The sequence below is a fragment of the Rania fehmarnensis genome, from assembly GCF_056494185.1.
The window spans coordinates 1612217-1631809 of record NZ_CM151398.1 but is presented as its reverse complement, the minus strand read 5'-3'; the positions used below and the strand labels follow the sequence as shown (position 1 = coordinate 1631809).

12 protein-coding genes are annotated in these 19593 nt (G+C 55.2%); 6 read left to right on the top strand and 6 right to left on the bottom strand.

The features are described from left to right. Positions 1-85 precede the first annotated feature (85 nt). Positions 86-640: a hypothetical protein gene (locus tag SH573x_RS05110; protein WP_479353256.1), complete on the top strand. Its 555-nt coding sequence runs from the start codon at positions 86-88 to the stop codon at positions 638-640. A gap of 308 nt (positions 641-948) precedes the next feature. Here SH573x_RS05110 and SH573x_RS05105 read toward each other — a convergent pair whose 3' ends face one another. Then, positions 949-2592 (bottom strand): prenyltransferase/squalene oxidase repeat-containing protein, encoded by a 1644-nt coding sequence (locus SH573x_RS05105; protein WP_479353255.1) that lies wholly within the window; start codon positions 2590-2592, stop codon positions 949-951. Here SH573x_RS05105 and SH573x_RS05100 point away from each other — a divergent pair. Beyond that, positions 2582-2899 (top strand): hypothetical protein, encoded by a 318-nt coding sequence (locus SH573x_RS05100; RefSeq protein WP_479353254.1) that lies wholly within the window; start codon positions 2582-2584, stop codon positions 2897-2899. The genes SH573x_RS05105 and SH573x_RS05100 overlap by 11 nt on opposite strands. A 407-nt stretch (positions 2900-3306) precedes the next feature. Here the strand turns inward: SH573x_RS05100 and SH573x_RS05095 are convergent, their stop codons facing one another. The 4 genes from SH573x_RS05095 to SH573x_RS05080 all read right to left on the bottom strand — a co-directional run bounded on the left by SH573x_RS05095 (position 3307) and on the right by SH573x_RS05080 (position 9767). After that, a complete protein-coding gene (locus SH573x_RS05095) occupies positions 3307-4656 on the bottom strand; it encodes a trypsin-like peptidase domain-containing protein (RefSeq protein WP_479353253.1) in 1350 nt (449 codons plus the stop codon). Between the two features lie 333 nt (positions 4657-4989). Next, positions 4990-6942, bottom strand: coding sequence for a hypothetical protein (locus SH573x_RS05090; RefSeq protein ID WP_479353252.1), 1953 nt, complete (start codon positions 6940-6942; stop codon positions 4990-4992). After that, entirely contained in the window at positions 6939-8741 is a 1803-nt protein-coding gene (locus tag SH573x_RS05085; protein WP_479353251.1) for an ABC transporter permease, read from the bottom strand. Before SH573x_RS05085 ends, SH573x_RS05090 begins: the two co-directional genes overlap by 4 nt. A 75-nt stretch (positions 8742-8816) precedes the next feature. Then, the gene (locus SH573x_RS05080; protein ID WP_479353250.1) at positions 8817-9767 is read right to left on the bottom strand and encodes an ABC transporter ATP-binding protein; all 951 of its coding nucleotides are present in this window, start codon (positions 9765-9767) and stop codon (positions 8817-8819) included. A gap of 479 nt (positions 9768-10246) precedes the next feature. Here SH573x_RS05080 and SH573x_RS05075 point away from each other — a divergent pair, with 479 nt between their 5' ends. Further along, positions 10247-11632, top strand: coding sequence for a bifunctional folylpolyglutamate synthase/dihydrofolate synthase (locus SH573x_RS05075; protein WP_479353249.1), 1386 nt, complete (start codon positions 10247-10249; stop codon positions 11630-11632). Between the two features lie 512 nt (positions 11633-12144). Then, on the top strand, positions 12145-12657 hold the full coding sequence (locus SH573x_RS05070) for a hypothetical protein (RefSeq protein WP_479353248.1): 513 nt from the start codon (positions 12145-12147) through the stop codon (positions 12655-12657). A gap of 186 nt (positions 12658-12843) precedes the next feature. Here the strand turns inward: SH573x_RS05070 and SH573x_RS05065 are convergent, their stop codons facing one another. Next, entirely contained in the window at positions 12844-14097 is a 1254-nt protein-coding gene (locus tag SH573x_RS05065; protein ID WP_479353247.1) for a BaiN/RdsA family NAD(P)/FAD-dependent oxidoreductase, read from the bottom strand. Between the two features lie 173 nt (positions 14098-14270). Here SH573x_RS05065 and SH573x_RS05060 point away from each other — a divergent pair, with 173 nt between their 5' ends. Both SH573x_RS05060 and SH573x_RS05055 read left to right on the top strand, forming a co-directional pair. Continuing rightward, positions 14271-17342 carry a PSD1 and planctomycete cytochrome C domain-containing protein gene (locus SH573x_RS05060; protein ID WP_479353246.1) on the top strand — a complete coding sequence of 1024 codons (3072 nt, stop codon included), beginning with the start codon at positions 14271-14273 and terminating at the stop codon, positions 17340-17342. A 30-nt stretch (positions 17343-17372) separates the two neighbouring features. Further along, positions 17373-19577 (top strand): DUF1549 domain-containing protein, encoded by a 2205-nt coding sequence (locus tag SH573x_RS05055; RefSeq protein WP_479353245.1) that lies wholly within the window; start codon positions 17373-17375, stop codon positions 19575-19577. The last annotated feature ends 16 nt before the right edge of the window (positions 19578-19593 follow it).

Below are 19593 nucleotides of genomic sequence, written 5' to 3'. Positions count from 1 at the left end.
TATGAACCGCACATTTCAACATGCTTGTTTATTGGCCGTTTGTTTCGCAAGCTGCTGGACCCATTTGGTCCGGGCGGATGATTGGATGACGTGGCGTTCAACTTATACGCACGATCATCAGACGGGGATGCGCGTTGATCAATACGCGGCTCCTGTTCAGCCTCCAGCGCCCGACCAAGGCAATCTGGTGCGCAGCGGTTATCGTAACTATCGCAGCACCATACAGGGAAGCACCTCGGCCGATAATCTGCATGTGGTTTACGAATGGGGCCGACCGGTTATGCCCTATGAGCATTGGCGATTTCCGTTTCGTCCCTATGGCGTTCCCTATCAACAATGGGGCCCACCAGTACCCAACGTCTTGAACAACTTTAACCAGAGCAATCAATTTGGACCCTGGTCAGCTCCGGGGGTTGGTGTTGCACCAGGCGCCCCGGGAGCCGGTGTCGTTCCTGGTGTCGGTGGTTATCCCGGTGTCGGTGGTTATCCGGGTGTCGGTGGTTATCCGGGAGTGGGTGGTTATCCGGGAGTGGGTGGTTATCCAAATTTTGGCGGCTATCCTCAAGGTCAAGCCTGGCCACTCGTGCCGCCCTTTCAGCCAGCCCCCTGGTACGACGGCCTGCACCCAACCGCCCCATAGTAGAGCGGCTGTCCCCAGCCGCACAGCACCCGGCAAATCGCTCACCTGTAACGCTGGTCAATCGGGCGGAAGAAACGGTGGTGTAGAGCGGCTGTCCCCAGCCGCTCAGCAGTCGGCAAGGCGTACACCTGTAACGCTAGTCAATCGGTGGGAAGAGACAGTGGTTAGAGGGTTCTGAGCAGCTGAGGACAGCTGTTCTACGCTCAGCAGTCGGCAAGGCGTACACCAGTAACGCTAGTCAATCGGTGGGAAGAGACAGTGGTTAGAGGGTTCTGAGCAGCTGAGGACAGCTGCTCTACGAGCGAGGGTCACTCGGGCGTTTCCACTTCGGGTACTTCGGGCTCTGCGGATTCCACTTTGCGGGGAGGCCGGACATCTTCGGGTTTGATGTCGTAGAGAGCCAGGTGGCGGTAATAGACTTCCAAGCAGTAGATGCTAAAGCAGGTCGTATACAGCCGACCACCAGAGGGACCAAACTGGTCGTTGCTTGGATCCCAACTACCTGCGTCGGTGCCTTTCTTGTCTTGCAACTTGGGCAAGACAACTTTCATTTTGTCATTCCATTGCGTCCAAGCTTTACCACCTACGTGATGCAAAACTTGCGTGGCATAGTACCAGTAGTAAACGCTGAACAGTGGAGCATCGATATCCGGCGCGTTGGGCAAGAGGTCAACTTCGATCGCGCGCTGCAACGCGGGATGCGAAGCGGGCCAGCCCAAGTATTGACGGCACAACAAACCTTCGGCTGTCATGGTGAGCGTCGGTGGTTCGGGCCGTTGATAGGAATAACGTGCACCGTAATCATGCGACACATCTTCCAAGTATTCTCCCACGCTGCGAATAATCTTTTCACTTGGCTCCAGGCCAGCCATCTTCCCGGTCATCAAGGCCATCAAATACCAACCGGTCACCGACAAATCGGAATCTTCGCGCGGCTCATAACGCCAACCTTTTTGTTTGCCTTGGGCCCACTCAGCAAACTTGATGGCCCGCGCCGCTGGCGTTTTCAACAGCTGAGAATCGCCCGTCATACCATAAGCTTCGCAGACCGTAATGGTCGCCAAGGCCTGCGAATACATTTGGTTATGCGAGGGCTCGCCACCGGCGAAGAAGCCTTCTTTGTCTTGTCGACGCAATAGAAACTTGAGACCATTGGCCACAACTTGCTGATACTCGCCGGGCGTTGTGTGCGTGTGTCCATCACCCAAAAAAGCATTCAGCGCCATGGCCGTGGCCGCTGTTCGATCTTCGTTAGCTGCGCCATCGTTATAAGGTCGCACCAAACTCCAACCACCATCAGGCAGTTGGTTATAAGCTAACCACTTCAGACCAGCTGCCACCGCAGCTTGCGTTTCACCAGTACCGCCGAACTTCCCCAGCAAAGCTCCTTTGAGTGAACCGGTTCGACCGGCCAGGCCATTGGAGATGCTCAGATTGTCCAGCGCCGCGCTGGCTCCATCGGCCTGCGTGCGATTGGAGGTTAGCGTTGAACTGACCGCGTTGGGATTGAAGTCCAAATCCGGGGCATTCAGCACCATGCTGGACATGGGCAGTTCGATTTCCTCGAGCGATATATCCGCACCAGCCGGCACCGGTGTGAATTCGATTGCCCCTTGTCCGCCATCAACAAATTCACCATCAAGGATCTGAATATGTTCCGAAGCCATCTGAGCCAGTGGGATCAGAGCCAACACCAACAGCAGTCCCACGTGGACGAAGAAACTTATCATCCAAGCCGGTAATTCACGTTTATGCTCGTCTTCACTGGCAACAGCCCCTGCATCGCGGACTTTCACAAACCGCAGCCAGATCGACTCGACCAGGTCGTAGCCTGGCAATTTACGCAGCCAGTCCCATTTGCGAGCTCGCCGTCGCTTAATCTGCTGCATGCGACTGCGAATCAGAGCCTCGCTTCCAACCACACTATTGGCAGCAACACTCTTGCCGGCCATAGAGCCCGGTTTCGCCAGCGAACCTGCTGCCAGCGACAAACGCGGTGCGGGCGCCGGTGCTTCGACAGGTGGTCTAGCAGGAGTTGAAAATGCCGGCGGAGCCACAGGCAAACTTGGCGATGCCGCAGGCCTATTAATCGAGGCGGGAGGCGCGGCGGATATAGGGGGCGGAGGAACAATTGAAGGTGGCGGCGGAGGTACAGGCACCGAACCCGAGACGTTTTCCGGCCAGGAAACGCCCGACACTGGCCTATCCGGCGGTGTGGGTACGGGTCGCGACATGCTAGTCCACTCGGAAAGAGTTTGAAGTCCTATCTGGTTTCGAGGGAGATTTAGCCACGGCCCACTAACTGTATCGTACCAAGAATCCCAAGTTTTTCCTAATCTCGGCCGAGGCTAAGTTGGTCTACTAAGCCGTGGGCGTTAGCCCCGGTTGTTGCACCTAGCTGTCGTGGGCGTTTAGGAACCGAGGCTAACGCCTGCGGTTTAGTTGGACAACTATGCCGTGGGCGTTAGGCGGCGTTAGGCTCAGTTGTAACCATTTGCTGTCACGCCAAGAGAATCGGGCGGGCCTGGAGACCCGCCCTACGCGGCCCTAGCGGGCTAGCAGCTGCGGGGAGAGAAGCGAATCTGGGTCGATTCGCTTCTCTCCCAACTCCAATCCCTCCCGGGAAATACGTGCCCAGCATTTGAGGCTACTGACCCCTCGCCGATTCAGCGTATGGATTGACGAGTCAAGTCGAGCGTTCCGTAGAAGACACCGTTGCCGCGAATGATGCGGAACTTGGGTTTGCGAGCTTGCTTTAGTTCGCTGGAATTCAGAATCCAATCAAGATCTTTAAAGTTCGGTGTTTGCCAATCCAGCAACCCAACCAGAATATCGCCACGCTCCAACTGAGCCAGCTGGGCTGGGCTGTTGGGTCGAACGCTCTCGATCAACAATCCACCACCATAACTTGCATCAACCGTTTTGACTTGCTGCGCATCAGCCGGCTTGAGCTTGAGGCCCAGCATGGTCCAAGTTGCTCCGCTTTGCTCTTGATTGCGGGCCGAAACCAAACTGACCGCTGATGAACGTTGTGAACTAACCAGCTTTTCAACCTTCGACTGTCCAGCATGCTCAACTTCGATCTCGATCGCTGAGCCAGGAGTGTGATCGAGCAGCGCTAGTTCGTACTCCAAGCGGTTTTTGACCGTGTGCCTGCCAATCCGTTTAACCACGTCGCCATTGGCAAAGGTGTCTCCACCGCGAACTCGTGAAACTCTCAGTTCTGAATTTCCATCGCGATTGATGGTGCGCACATCGACAGGAAAATCGACTCCATGAGTACGTTGAATTAAAGTTGCGGCTATATCCAACGCTTTGTCGACCGGTATGGCAAAGCCAATCCCTTGAGCACCGACGCGTACGGCGGCATTCAAACCAATCATGTGGCCATCTATGTTTACCAGCGGGCCGCCTGAATTTCCAGGATTGATGCTGGCATCCGTCTGAATCAAATCTTCATATTCTTGCACGCCGTTGACTGGAATATTGCGATGGAGCGCGCTGATGATGCCCTCGGTAACAGTGTGCTGGTATCCAAACGGATTACCGATGGCGACAACCTTCTCACCACGCATCAAATCGGAAGATGTACCGAACTTAATCACTGGAACTGACCGCGGCGCATCGATTTTTACCAATGCCAGATCCGTGCTGGGATCATGCGCTATCGAGCTGCCAATGTACTTGGTACCGTCATGCAGTGTTACTTCGATGCGGGCCACGTCTTGTACGACGTGCTGATTGGTCAGAATGTAGCCGCGCGAATCGATGATCACGCCCGACCCCATACCGTTGACTTGCTGGGGTTCACCAGCACCTTTGCCACTGGGCTTGTTGCCCTCAATATTGACCACAGCCGGTTCGGCAGCGCGAATGGCTCGTACAGTATCGGTCTGTCGGGCTGAGACTGGTGACTGGGCATAGGCAGCAGGCGACATGGCCTGAACACCAACCCCAACCACCAACGCTGCCAGCGCAGCAGATGCCTTACGCAATCGCTTCTGTTTATTCAACATCGACGCCCTTCCAGGCGAGTTCAGCGGGTCATCTTGTAGCAATGCCCGTTGCGGACAGACGCTGCTACAAACCACCACGCATAACGCGGGATTGTGGTGGCATGCCGGTTGAATCGGTCGCTCGCAATAGAGTGCTTAAGCCACCAATCTGTGGTCCGTAAGAAATACCCAGTTTAACACTCTGGGAAATCAGGCAAGCTTTGCTTGATGCGGCAGATGATCCAGCAAATCTGCGCGGGCTCATGTCTTAAAGTCCACGCAGCTTGCTGAATGTGAATGCGATGGTTCGATATCGATAGCCTAAAAATTCAAAATCGAAACTCTCGACGAGATCTACTCAGGTGCAGGTGGATCTTCTACAGGTGGCGGCTCAGTGCCAGAAGCAGCCGGCGGTTCAGCCGGAGCAGCCGGCTCCGAGGCTGGGGCCGCTGGCTCACTAGTCGGTGCCGGGGGCTCACCGCTTTCTGGCAGTGCAGCTTTAGGTTCTTCTACTTTAGGTTCAGAGGGCTCTGCCGGCTTGGGCTCCTCAACCGTCGACTCAGGCTTCGGTTCTTCGGCCGGTGTTTGCTTGGCAGCCTGCTCTTGAGCCACAATGGCTGCGCTGGCTTGGGTGGTCTGACTGGTGCCACCGGAACCAGCCGCCGCTTCCGCAGCCCGCAGTTCTGCTATGCGCTTGAAATAAGCCCCGCGATCGACCTTGGACCACTCAGCCAGAATGGTTTGCAAGCGTGGATCGGCGTTGGCCGATTCGTATTCGTCTCGGAACTTGAGGAAATCGCTCAAGGCAAAATCGTTGCCCAGCGGTTCGTCGCTGATATTGCGATATCGTTTGATCGCCTTGGTAACCTCTTCAGCCGATTCATCGGTCATCATGGCAGGGAAGCGATTGAAGACGTTGGCCCAGTTCACCCAAGCCAGTTTATACTTGGCAATAGCATCGTCCAGCTCACCGCGCTCAAGTGACTTCTCGGCATCATATAGATTGCGCCGTGCAGCCAACGCATCGTCGCTCTGCTCAGCCTTGCAGCGCATTTCCCAGTACTGGAAGTTAACTTGATTGCGATAGATCTCAACGTGTTGAACGAACTCTTCCGCTTTGGTTACGTCCAAGGCCAACTTGTTGGCGGTGAACTGATCTTTAGCCGGCATGGCGGCGGCGACATCGCGGACCGGAACCTCTAGCTTGCCTTCGGTCTGCATGGCCAGGTAAACTTCTTGCGTCGAGCGTTGCAGGGGAGGCACCGCCAGCACAGCTCGCTCTTCTTCCGAAAGTTGGCTACGGCGTTGCTCGCGCAGTTCTTCAGTCTTTTCCTTACAGAATTCGTAGAACTTCTTCTTGGCCTCAGCCAGGCTTTGATTGGCTACATCGATGTCATTCATTTTGAGGTCTTCACCCCAAGTGGAACGCATGGTCTGGTTGCCATAACCCATCCAACCATCTGCTGCTTTGATCCAAGCAAACTTGGAGGGTTCACCCAAATGACCGTCGGTGGCGATGTTGGCTGCGTAATTGATCAACCACATCGGACCCATGCGATAGAAGTTCGTTGGTCCTTTGCAGGGCAGCGAACCACCGTCGACCATCTTGTAACACTGCTCGTACCACAGCCGACCGGTCAGCCAGCTATCGGGGAGTTGGTCGGGCCCTAAGCCTTCAGCTTGCAAGACGTCGACATCGTTAGCCTTCTCCGACAACTCTTGATGCCAATCGGCATCGGTGCGATAGAGTTGGCGGAACTGGACCTTCTCGTCCGACACACCGAACTTGTTGCCGAACTTCCACCCAAGTTCATACGGCAAGTCCGTCTTGCGACGGTTGTATTTGGTACCGACCAACAAGTAATCGATACCCTTCTTGACCCAGGCATACCGCTGCCGGTAATCGTCGAATTCAATCGATATGTTGTAAGACAAGTTCCAAGACAAGTAGTCCCAGACTTTCACAAAGTGTGGTTCTAGCCGCGTAATTTGATTGAGCGTCGCAGAGTAGTTGTCCCAGAACTGTTCGCGCTTGTAGTATTCGGCGCGTTGCCACAGGATACTGACAGCCACTCCGCGCAGACCCAATGTTGCTAGCCGCATCGATTCACTTGCAGGATCGATGGCGCCCAAGTCAGCCTGGCCCAGTTCATATTGCGAACGAATAGTGGCCAGCGCCCCACCTTTGCTCAATTCACCGCCAGCTTGATTGCGGACCGATGGGTTACCGAGCAAGTAGATAGGAAACAGCAGTAGTACCATCGCCGCGATGTACAGCAATCGTCGTCCAAGAATTTGCTTGTTCATGCTGCGAGCTCCCGAGTCTTCAGGAAGAAGTATCCAATCATCGCCGTCACCATAAAGTAACAGACAGTTTGTGTTATATGCCTGAGCAACAAGTCATCAAAGATATCGACGCCGTAGGCTACGAACGACGATGTGTTGAGCGCACCGAAGTTGGGCAGCACATACCCCACTGCGCTCAGCGGATACATGATGAAGTAGTCGACCGTCTTAATTGCACCCTCTAAAGCATCGTTGCCCAAATCCAGCTCGGTCATCGATCCAGATTGCATCGGCATGCGGATAATCGATTCCAGCGGCCCTCCACCAGGGATTTTGCCCGAAGCCACTTCGATGGCCACGCCACCAAAGAAACCAAAGCCCAAGCAGGTCATGGTTGCGATCATAGCCACCGGTCCACTCAGGAACGTGCTGAACATCACTCCAAAACATACGATGATCAACAACTGCAGCCAAATGCCCACATAGGCTTTGAACATGTTCCACACGAACGAACGATCGGCTTGACGCACGAACAAGTCGGCCTGTGACATACCCAGATACTGACTGCGATCTTCGCAGCGCACGACGACTTCCAGGTTGCCCTCGTCGTCGACCAGGTCTTCGTACAAATCCAGTTCGACGGGCTTGCGATCGCGAAAACCTTCCATCTTGCGAGGAATGGTCATTTGATCGACTTGGAACTCTTTCACGATGAAACGCAGTCGATTGCTTTCGACTTTGGCTTTGGGATTGCGCAACTGAATTGTGCCTTGAACTCCCGTAACGATGTCGCCCTTGAATGTGCGGAAGGCTTTCAGCGTGTACTCCAGGTTCAATCCATCCTGGCCGTAGGTGCTTGGATTGACGTTTTCGAAGGTCCAGATCGCCGACATTAGCGACGCGCCTTCGATGTACTTCTGGTAATTCGATTCGTAACCGACGTTCAGACCTTCACCCGTGTTGCCTTCGCGGTCGGTGAAACGCAGCGAACCCAAGACGGGCACTTTGGCTTGCAACATGCCCACGGGTTCATCGATCTGGAAGATCGGCTGGCCGTCTTTGTCTTTCTTACCCGTATCGGACACGCGGTGGCGGTGCCCTTTGACTTCATTGGTTACGCCTTCGCCATCATCGCCAACTTCAAAGGTGTGCACATGGAATGCGTCGAGCGTGGTTTGCCCAGACTTGCCATCGGTTGCCAAGGTGCGGACATCATGGACGTGGCGCACGCCACGTTCCACGAAGAAATAGCTCAGCACACCCATGATCACCAACAGCACGGTACCGACGCCGGTAAAGCCGATAATGCGGCCAAGCACGATCTCCGTGCTCCGCACCGGTTTGGTGACGATCGTTTGAACGGTCTTGTTCTTGATGTCGGTCGGCAAGCTAAAGCAACTGAGGAACAGGCCCAGCAGCAGAATCATCCAAGACGTACCAGTTAGCACCGTTTCTATATACAAGCGGGCTGGGAACTCAGCTTTGGGATCCAGGAACCATCCTGCAAACAGCAAGCAAACGATGAACACGGCGACGACGGCGAGCACTTTTCTGCGCAACGCTTCCTGGAAGGCCAGGCGGGCGATGGCATAGGTTCGCCGCCAGGTCGTGCCTGGCAGATCGCGGGCAAACAACTCATAGATAACCCGCGTTACGGCGTGAAAACCTTCGACCGGGCCGTGCATGAACGTGGCGACCACGAAACAGACGGCAAAGCCCAACAGGGCCAGCCCAGCCAAAATACCCACGCCCCATAACAGAGCGAGTTGCGGAAAGAGCCACTCGAAGTAGCTCCACATTTGATCCGATTCTAAGCGCATAATGCAGAAGCTGTTTCAGCGAATTTCTAGGGGTGGTGACAAGATGAACAAAACCAACACTCTGACCTACACGCTTTACTTGGTATCGGTGGAGGCTTGTGCCGAGGCCGAAGTACGCATGCCTGGACGTGCTTCGCTTTCGCGCACGATTTCCAGGAACAGCTCCTCCATCGTTGTGGTCGGATTGTCGATCGACACTACCTCGCCACCTTCTGCCCTGATCAACTCGGCAATCTTGGCCTGTGTTTCGGCTGAGATTCCCTTGGCATGAACTTCCGTCACTTCACGAACCTTCAACAAATCGTTGACGCGTCCCAGTTCACGCAAGCGACCGCGATGCAAGATCGCAATGCGATCGCACACGTCTTGAACGTCTGCCAACTGGTGCGAGCACATCAAAATGGTCTTGCCTTCATCCCGCAAACGCAAGATCAAGTCCTTCATTTCACGACTGCCGATCGGGTCGAGGCCCGAGGTCGGTTCGTCCAGGATCAACAGATCCGGCTCGTTAATCAGCGCCTGTGCCAAACCAATACGTCGCGTCATGCCTTTGGAATACTCGCGGAGCTGGCGATGCCGTGCTCCCTTTAGACCCACCAGTTGGATCAACTTCTCGGTGCGACTCTTGCGCACATCGGCCGGCATGTCGAACAGCCGACCATAAAAGTCCAGCGTCTCTTCGGCATCCAAGAATTTGTAGAGATACGATTCTTCGGGCAGGTAACCGATGCGTTCGTTCTTGCTAACGTCCCGAGCATCTTTGCCAAACACAAATGCTCGTCCAGAGGTGGGGAAGAGAAGACCTTGAATCAGTTTGATCGTGGTCGACTTGCCCGAGCCGTTGGGGCCCAGCAAACCAAAGATTTCGCCGCGGCGGACTTCGATGTCCAGGGCTTCCAGAGCCTGAACCTTGGGGCGGCCCCAGAAGTCGCGGTAAATCTTGCCCAGGTTGCGAGTCTCGATAATTACGTCCGATTCCACCTTGGCACTGGTAGAACTGGCGGCGGCCGGTGCAACTGCACTCATTTTCAAAAGGTCTCGTCGTTTACAAGATTGTGAAGAAAAGTTCTCACGCAGGTGGGCAACAATCTAGTGCGATTACGCCGCCACCGGGGCAAAGGTTCATTAATTGTCAGCCCACCATGTGGCATAGGCTTCCAGGCCTGTGTGGCATAGGCTTCCAGGCCTGTGTGGCATAGGCTTCCAGCCTGTGTACGGCATAGGCTTCCAGCCTGTGTACGGCATAGGCGGCAACAAACGTTTGACTCTCGTGCCACGTAGACCATGATACACCATGGGACCTGACAACCCCGCCTCAACCGACGTAAGCTGATAAAAAGTTGGGATCAAAAAAGCTCCCGCGCCTCAGGGCACGGGACAGGCAGATGTTATGGCGGCCGAGCGCTCGGCACTATAAATTGACCGTAAAGTATTGACAAGCCAGCGGTACCGATTTCGGATAATTGGACCTCAAGCGAAATTTGACACGTGTGACGAGAGGGCACATGCCGGAATTGACCCAGGAAACGGCCTATCAGGCGGCGGTTCGCTCGCTATACGAGCGGATCAATTATGAAAAAACTGGACATGCTCCGTACTCGGACACCCATTATCGCCTGGACCGAATGCGGCGATTGCTTTCGCTATTGGACGAACCCCAATTGGCTTGCCCGGTCATTCACATAGCGGGCACCAAAGGCAAAGGCTCCACCGCCACGCTCATTTCGCGCATGCTAAGTGGCTGCGGCTATCGGACAGGACTGTACACTTCGCCCCACTTGGTACATCTGGAAGAACGTTTTCAAGTCGATGGTGTCCCCTGCCCGCAAGACGAACTGACCGAATTTGTGGACCAGTTGTTGATCGCTGCCCAGCGACTGGAGCTAGAAGGCGTCGGTCGCCCCACGTTCTTTGAACTGACCACAGCTCTGGCGTTTCTGCATTTTGCAAGTCAACGAGCCCAAATCGTCGTGCTCGAAGTAGGTCTCGGGGGCAGGCTTGATAGTACCAATGTCTGCCAGCCGGCAGTCACCGTAATCACCACCATCGGCATGGACCACCAAGCGCAACTGGGCAACACCATTGCCGAAATCGCCGGCGAGAAAGCCGGCATTATTAAACCCGGCGTGCCGATCGTCACTTCAGCCCGGCACCCGGACGCACAGGCTGTTATCCTGGAGCGAGCGGCTCGCGCAGCTGCACCTTTGCGTGTGATCGATCGTGATTTCAGCTGTAGCTGGACACCCACGGCCAACGCCAGCGGCGCGATCATGCCGTGTGCATCCGCAATCTACCGACCAAACTATCAACAGTCCATCGTTGGCCCTTCGCGCTGGTCGTTGGCGATGCTGGGACGCCACCATGCCGACAACCTGGCAGCCGCCCTATGCACGCTGGATCTGCTAGGCCAACAAGGCTGGGGATTGGCGTATTCTCTTATGGCGGATTCGGTTTCTCAAACGCAGGCCCCCGCCAGGCTGGAAGTTGTTGGCCAGAACCCGCTGAGGCTGATCGACGCGGCTCACAACCCCGATTCGATCACTGCCATGCTCAAAGCCTTATCCGAACATTTTCCGGGCACGCCTACCCACTATGTCTTGGCGACCAGCCGCGACAAAGACGTGGAATCCATGCTCCGCATGTTGATTCCCACCTGCACCAGCTTGATACTAACTCAGTATCACAACAACCCGCGTGGCTTGCCGATCGAGGACTTGGTAGCCCTGGTACGTCGAATTGATCCCACGACCAAATACTCCACCGCCCCCACACCAGTGGCTGCCTGGCATCAAGCTTTGGAATACGCGGCCCCACGCGACTTGATTTGCGCGACGGGCAGTTTCTTTCAAGCCGCCGAATTGCTGGCAGCAGAGGTCCCAGCGGAGTTCTAATAGCTACGGGCAATTCGCCTGCGAGCGGTGCGTTTTCTAATTTAGTTGCCTGAGTATTGAGATTTCTCTGATTGCCTGTGACACCATGACCGGTCATCTCAAGCTTTAGATGTATCGATCGGCGTCACCAGAAATAGGTACGGCAACAAAAAATCTTTCCCCAGTAACATATGGTTAGGCTCGCATTTAAACTTCTGCGCGATAAACTGTCAGCAGAGTTAGAGATGAATCGAACGTACTGTCCCTCCAGTTCGAGCGGTCCAACAAAAGCCCTACAGTGTTTTTTTAAACATTGTGTTTTTGAACACCGTGTTTGCAGACATTGTGCTTTTTCAGACATGCTTTATTCCGATGGTGCTTCACCAGACAGTGCCTTTGTCGCTCACGCATACACGCTTGCACTTTCATTGTTAATCTTCACAGTTAGCAACGTGTACTGGTCTGGACCGCTGTCCTAAGAACCTATTTTCACTGATACGCCCATACCAGGTATTTGACCAACAGGTGGAATCTTGGCACGCTACGATGACGACGATGATGATGAAAATGATCTGCCAGTCATGACACTGGATCAGATCTTCGGGCCCGTACCCGAGACGACAGAACAGCCCACGCACTACTACGGCCTGGATGATATCCCTAACAAGATGAGCAACACTGTGAATGAAGTCAGTAAATCGCAACGCGTACGTGATTATCTAGAAGAGAATCCTGAAGCTCGCAATCGCGACATTGTCGATGCGTTAGCTCCTTATGGTGTAACAGCTGCCGATGTATCCAACGCCAAGGCACATCTGAAACGCAAAGGTGGCGCTCCTGCAGGCAAACGCGGCAAACCAGCCGCCGCCGCCAGCCCAGCTCCTGCCTCCAGCGTCAAAGCCGTGGCCGCCGCCGCCCAGGATGCCGCGGGTGGCTCCATCGCCATCGGTGAGCTAGAAGCCGCCATCAACTTCGTGCGCCAGATCGGCTCCATCGAACGTGCGCAGCACTTGCTAGTCATCATTCAACAAGTGCAAAAGCTGTAGTTCCACGTCCATCTAAACCGTAGGCGTTAGGCTCGGTTACTGAACTTACGATAACGCCTCCAAAGTCTGGCGACTTCGGCTACAGGCTAACGCCCTCGGCGTAGTGGTCAAACTAAACCGCAGGCGTTAGCCTCGGTTACTGAACTTACGATAACGCATCCAAAGTCTGGCGACTTCGGCTACAGGCTAACGCCCAGGGCTCAGTGGCAAACTCAGCGCGGCAGTATGTCCAGTGGCAAAGGCGGCTTGAAAATTAAAGCCGCCGATCGGACCGTCGACATCGAGTATCTCACCAGCAAAGTACAGCCCAGGTACCAAACGACTCTCGAGCGTTTGCGGATTGACTTCTTTGCGACTAACTCCACCGGCGGTCACTTCTGCTTTGGGATAACCGCGCGTGCCGGCCAGCGGAATCGATAATCTTTTCAAACTCTCTACCAACTTCAAGCGTGATTTCTTCGGTAACTCGGCCAACGTTACCTCACTGGGCACTTCCGCTTGCTCTAACAAACATTCTGACATGCGTTTGGGCATGTGCGCAACCAAAACGCTGTGCACCGAACGTTTACCATTGCCCGCCTGGCCAGCAAGCAGTTCAGCGCAGGCAGCTTCGCTCAGCTCAGGCACTAAGTCTACGTGTAACTTCGCACGATGCGGTTCGGGCCAGCCCGATACGGCTCCCGATACATTCATGGCGGCGGGACCAGAAAATCCAAAGTGCGTCCATAACAAACTGCTACGACTAGTGTGCCGTGGATCTTTCTCCGGCCTGGCATCGCCGTAGGCAGCTGAGACTCGGACATCTTCCAGCGTCAAGCCTTGCATTTGATGCACCCAAGTCGCGGGACTCAGCAGCGGCGTCAAGGCTGCATGCGTCGGCTGGATGGTATGCCCCAGCGCAGCAGCCCATGGATAACCGTCACCCGTCGTACCACAACCGGCATACGACAAACCGCCACTGGCCAGCAACAAGTAGCGTGAACAAAATTCTTGATCGCTTGTAGTTACGCGCCACGTCTGGTCGGCGGCGCGGGTGAAATTCGTCACCGCGATACCCGTTTGCAGTTGAGCCCCGCTTTCGGTTAGGCGCAGCACCAGAGCATCGCGCACATCCAAGGCGCGGTCGCTGACTGGAAAAACTTTGCCAGTATCTTCGACTTTGGTCGCCACTCCCCACCGATTGACTTCGGCCACTACGTCGGCCGGTCCCAGGTTATGCAGAGCCGGCTTCAGAAACCGGCCTTGGTTCCCAAATGCTGTCATGATGCCATCAATGTCGCAGTGGTGCGTAATGTTGCAACGACTGCCACCGGACATGAGAATCTTGACGCCAGCTTTGACGTTCTTTTCCAGAACGAGCGTAGAAAAACCGCGGGCGGCAGCCGTGCCCGCTGCCCACAAGCCCGCAGCTCCTCCGCCGATGATAATCAAGTCCAGCATGTTTCGTTCAGGCTCAGGTTTCAGGCTTCAAATTTGAATTTGGTAATATCAGCTTTTGAGATGTCAGAACTGGTGGCTTAATGACAATGGATGTTTCCCCACACACCGATTCCAGTTAGGATAACAGTTATCCTTCCTGCCTCCCTCCTCAAATCCCGCCTCGAGAACCACCCATGCTTCGCGCATGCTTCTTATTGTGTCTGGCACTTGTGGCCCTTCGCGCCCAGGCGGCCGATACGTCGATTGACTTCGACAAGCATATTCGTCCCTTGCTGTCCGACAACTGTTTCAGTTGCCATGGCCCCGATGCTGCTCAGCGGCAAGCCGACCTGCGACTGGATCGACGCGACGAGGCCGTGACCGCAGGCGCGATCGATCTCAATAATCTGTCTGCCAGCAGCTTGTTAGCCCGCATCACTTCCGACAAGCCTGACGAAGTCATGCCGCCTCCCAAGTCAAACAAGCAATTGTCGGCTTCTCAAATTGAACTGCTGCGAAAGTGGGTGGAGCAAGGGGCACAGTATACTCAACATTGGGCGTTCTTGCCGCCGGTGCGACCAACTGTTCCGACGGATCAACATCCGATCGATTACCTCATCGAGGCTCAACTATCGCGTGAAGGATTAACCTTCTCGCCACCGGCCGACCCCACCACGCTGGCACGTCGCCTGGCACTAGATCTGATTGGACTGCCACCTGAGTTGTCCGACGTCCAGCGGTTGACTGCCGATCCATCAGCGGCACGCTTCAACGCTTACATCGATCAGTTGCTCGCGTCGCCACACTACGGCGAACGCATGTCGATTGGCTGGTTGGACGTAGTGCGTTTTGCCGACACCATCGGTTATCACTCGGATACACCTCGCAATGTCTATCCGTATCGCGATTACGTTATCAACTCCTTCAATAGCAATAAACCGTTTGATCTCTTTACACTCGAACAGATTGCGGGCGACTTGCTGCCCGATGCCACCCAAGAGCAGCAGGTCGCCTCTTGCTTCAATCGCTTGTTGCTAACAACCGAAGAGGGTGGAGCACAAGCCAAAGATTATGAAGCGCGTTATTTGGGCGATCGCGTACGAGCGATCGGCACCACCTGGCTGGGACTAACGATCGGTTGTAGTCAATGCCATGATCACAAGTTCGATCCGATCACCATGCAAGACTTCTACTCGATGGGCGCGTTCTTTGCCGACATCGACGAAGCCATCATCGGTCGACGCGAAGACGGCCAGGTCACTCCTACGCCCGAACAAGCGATTGAACTGCAACGACAAAAAGTAGCTTTGGCTACACTTCAAACAGAACTGAGCGCCCCCCATCCGCGTTTGGCCGACGAGCAGGCCGCTTGGGAACAACAGCAACTGGCCTTGGCTGATGCCTGGCAAATTTTCAAGTGTGCTCAGTGCACCACCACGGGTGCCGTCGAACCAGCACCACCGCACTTCGAGATTCAAGCGGATCAGTCGGTCTTGGTCTCAGGACCACGTCGTGATTTAGAAACCTACGAAGTTATTTTATCGACAGCCCAGCCATCGACAGCCGGCTCACCTGCTATCGTAGCCCTGCGATTGGAAGCGTTGCCCCATCAGTCGCTGCCGGGTGGTGGCAGTGGTCGAGCCAGCAATGGGAACTTTGTCTTGAACGAGGTCACCGCGTCGGTACGTCACGCCGACGGATCCTCAACACCGCTAAAGTTCACCGCGGCTCGAGCATCGATTGAACAAACAGCGGCTGCCGAGAATCATCCTGACAAAAAGTGGTCCGCTGCCTCGACCATCGACAATGACGCGCGCGGCAAGCAATGGGGTTGGGCGATTCTGCCGGATGTCGCGAAACGCCAAGAGCTGCAACTGAAACTCGATCAACCGCTCGAGCTAAAAGTTGATGACCGGTTGCTCATTCAAATGCATCAGCAACACGGCAACGCGGGCCATGTGTTAGGACACTTCCGCTGGTCAGCTTCGAGCCATGCGCAAGCATTCGAGGCCCCCATGTCCGACGCCCAAGCGGCGCTGATCGCCATTCTAAAAGTCCCGGCCGCCGAGCGGAGTGCCGAGCAACTGGACAAAGTTCGATCTGCATTTCATGCCACGACACCAGCCCTAGCAGAACTCCGCACGCAGATCGCTGCCGCCCAAAAGCAACTCGACGCGTTCCACGCCAGCTTGCCACGCTGCTTGATATCGCGGTCCATGCCGCAACCGCGCGTCGTGCGCATCCTGCCGCGCGGCAATTGGCAAGACGAAAGCGGTCCGATCGTTCAACCGAAACTGCCTGCGTTCCTTACCAGCAGCCAAGCTCCCATCGATCGACCACTGAATCGCTTAGATCTGGCCCGCTGGTTAATTTCGCCAGAGCACCCACTAACGGCTCGCGTCTTTGTGAACCGATTGTGGAAACAGTTCTTTGGCGTGGGGCTCTCAAAGACACTCGACGATGTCGGCGCGCAAGGCGAGGCACCTGCCAATGGACCACTGTTAGACTTCCTGGCCACCGAGTTCGTGAGCACCGGTTGGAATATCAAACACCTGGTGCGTCTGATTGTGACTTCGCGCGCCTATCAACAATCCTCGGATGCGTCGCCTGAACTTCTAACGCGTGATCCAGAGAATCGATTGATCGCCCGCCAAAGTCGCTTTCGCTTGCCTGCAGAACTCGTGCGTGATAATGCCCTGGCCATTGGCGGGTTGCTATCGTCTGAAGTTGGCGGCCCAAGCGTAAAGCCTTATCAGCCCGAAGGCTACTGGGAAAACTTGAACTTTCCACCTCGCAACTACCAGGCCGATCCTGCGCCGTTACAACATCGTCGCGGTCTGTACGTTTGGTGGCAACGTTCGTTCGTGCACCCCAGCATGCTCGCCTTTGATGCCCCCACACGCGAAGAGTGCGCAGCCGATCGCCCGCAATCCAACATTCCACAACAAGCACTAGTCTTGCTCAATGATCCAACGTACTTCGAAGCGGCCAAGGCCTTGGCTCGACGCGTCCTGGCAGACGCAAGCAGCACTCCCAAGCAGCGTCTGACCGACGCCTTCACGTTGGCCACCGCTCGACCACCTGCCGAGCAAGAGTTATCGCTGTTGGTCAAGCTATACGAATCGTCCCTGCAACAATATTCCGCTGATCGCGCTGCCGCCGAAGCCATCGTGGGCCAAACTGAAAAGAACGCAACCGAACTGGTGGCCACCATTCAAGCTTGTCGAGCCATCCTGAACCTGCACGAAGTCATCACCCGAAACTAGCCTGTCAACTGACAACTAAAGATTGAAAACATGCTTCGCATCGTTCTCACCATAGTCATGCTCTTGGCCAGTCCGCTACTGGCTGTTGAGCCAACCGCGCCCGTGGCAACAGCGTCCCTTGCATCAGCGCCGGTTAGCTTTGTTAATGATGTAGTACCGGTACTCACCAAAGCTGGTTGCAACGCGGGTGTCTGCCATGCCAAAGCCGGCAATGGCCAAAATGGCTTTCGTTTGTCGCTCTTGGGGTTTGAGCCGCAAGAAGATTACGATCACTTGGTCAGTGAAGGTCGTGGGCGGCGCATTTCCCCGGCCGCGCCTGAACATAGCTTGCTGTTGCGCAAAGCCGCGGGTGGTCTGCCACATGGTGGCGGTGTCCGTCTAACTGACGGCTCGCCCGAATATCAACTACTGCTGAACTGGATTCGGCAAGGTGCCAACTTCGATGGTACGTCGGCACCGCAACTATCTGGCTTAAAACTCCATATGGCTGAGGGCTTGATGCAGCCCGGCACAACTCAACAACTGCAAGCGCTGGCCACTTACAGCGACGGTTCGCAGCGCGACGTTACTTCGCTGTCGCTATTCGAATCCAACGACAAAGCGTTAGCCGAAGTAACCTCCGGTGGCCTGGTCACCGTGGCCAACATACCGGGCAAAGTTGCCATCATGGTGCGTTATCAAACCAAGAGCGCCGTCTTTAATGCCGCTATCCCACTGGGAGCAGCGGTCGATGCGCTGCCACCTGAGAAAAACTTTATTGATCAACTAGTTTTTGCCAATCTTAAACAGCTGGGCATTCCACCGTCGGCGGTGTGTGATGATGCGACGTTCTTGCGCCGCGTGTGTTTGGATGTCGCCGGACGATTGCCGACGCTGGAGGAGACGCAAGCGTTTCTGGCTAACCAGGCACCCGATAAACGCGATCAACTAATCAGTTCGTTGCTCTCGAGCCCCGAGTATGCGGACTTCTTTGCCAACAAGTGGACCTCGCTGCTGAAGAACCGCCGCGATGATGCCAGCGACATTACATCGAACTTTGCGTTCTACTCTTGGGTACGCGACAGCCTGCTGGCCAATAAGCGTTACGACCAATTTGTCCGCGAACTCTTGGCGGCCACGGGCACGGTCATCGATAACCCACCCGTCGCCTGGTACAAACGTGTCAAGGAACCCAAGCAGCAGCTCGAAGACATCGCGCAGTTGTTCTTGGGCGTGCGCATGCAATGTGCTCAGTGCCATCATCATCCCTTCGAGCGTTGGAGCCAAGATGATTACTACAGCCTGGCCGCCTTCTTCAGCCAGGTAGGACGCAAACCCACAGCCACGCGCGGCGAAGACATGATCTTCCATAAACGCGGTGTAGCCATGGCTACTAATATCAAGACTGGCAAGAGCCTCAAACCCATCGCCCTCGGCTTTGAGACACCCGCTATACCAGCTGATGTAGACCCGCGTTTGAAATTAGCCGATTGGATGAGTTCGCCTGACAATCCATTTTTTGCGAAGGCCCTGGTCAATCGCTACTGGAAACACTTCTTGCATCGCGGACTGATCGAACCGGAAGATGACATCCGTGATACCAATCCACCGTCGAATCCTGAACTATTGGCCGCCTTGGAAAAGCACTTCATTGCCAGCGGATTTGATCTCAAGGAACTGGTGCGCGTGATCACGCAGTCGAGCGTTTATCAGCTGAGCGAAATACCGAATACCAGTAACCAAGTCGATCTCCAAAACTATTCGCGCTACTATCCACGTCGCTTGCCAGCAGAAGTCCTGCTGGACGCCATCGACGATCTGACCGGCGCGCGGACAGATTTTCCGAACTTGCCCGCTGGGACTCGAGCCATCGCGTTGCCCGACAACAGCTACAACAATGCTTCGCCCTTTTTGAAAGTCTTCGGCCGACCCTCGAATGAAAGCGTTTGCGAATGCGAACGTGTGCAATCGTCCAGCCTCGCCCAAAGTCTGCACTTGATGAACGCCGGCGATATTCGTGGCAAACTGGGCGTGGGCAATGGTCGAGCCATGAAGCTGGCCGCGGCAAGCGAGCGAGCAAGTGCAGACAAGATCAAGGAGATCTACCTGGTCGCGTTTGCGCGTCCGCCGCGCGATGAAGAACTGGCCACAGCTGTCGAATATCTGAATGAAGCCAACAACGTGGCTCCGACAGAGAGGTTCCAAGACTTGCTGTGGGCTCTCATGAATACCAAAGAGTTTTTGTTCAATCACTAATGATCGAAAAATCTCC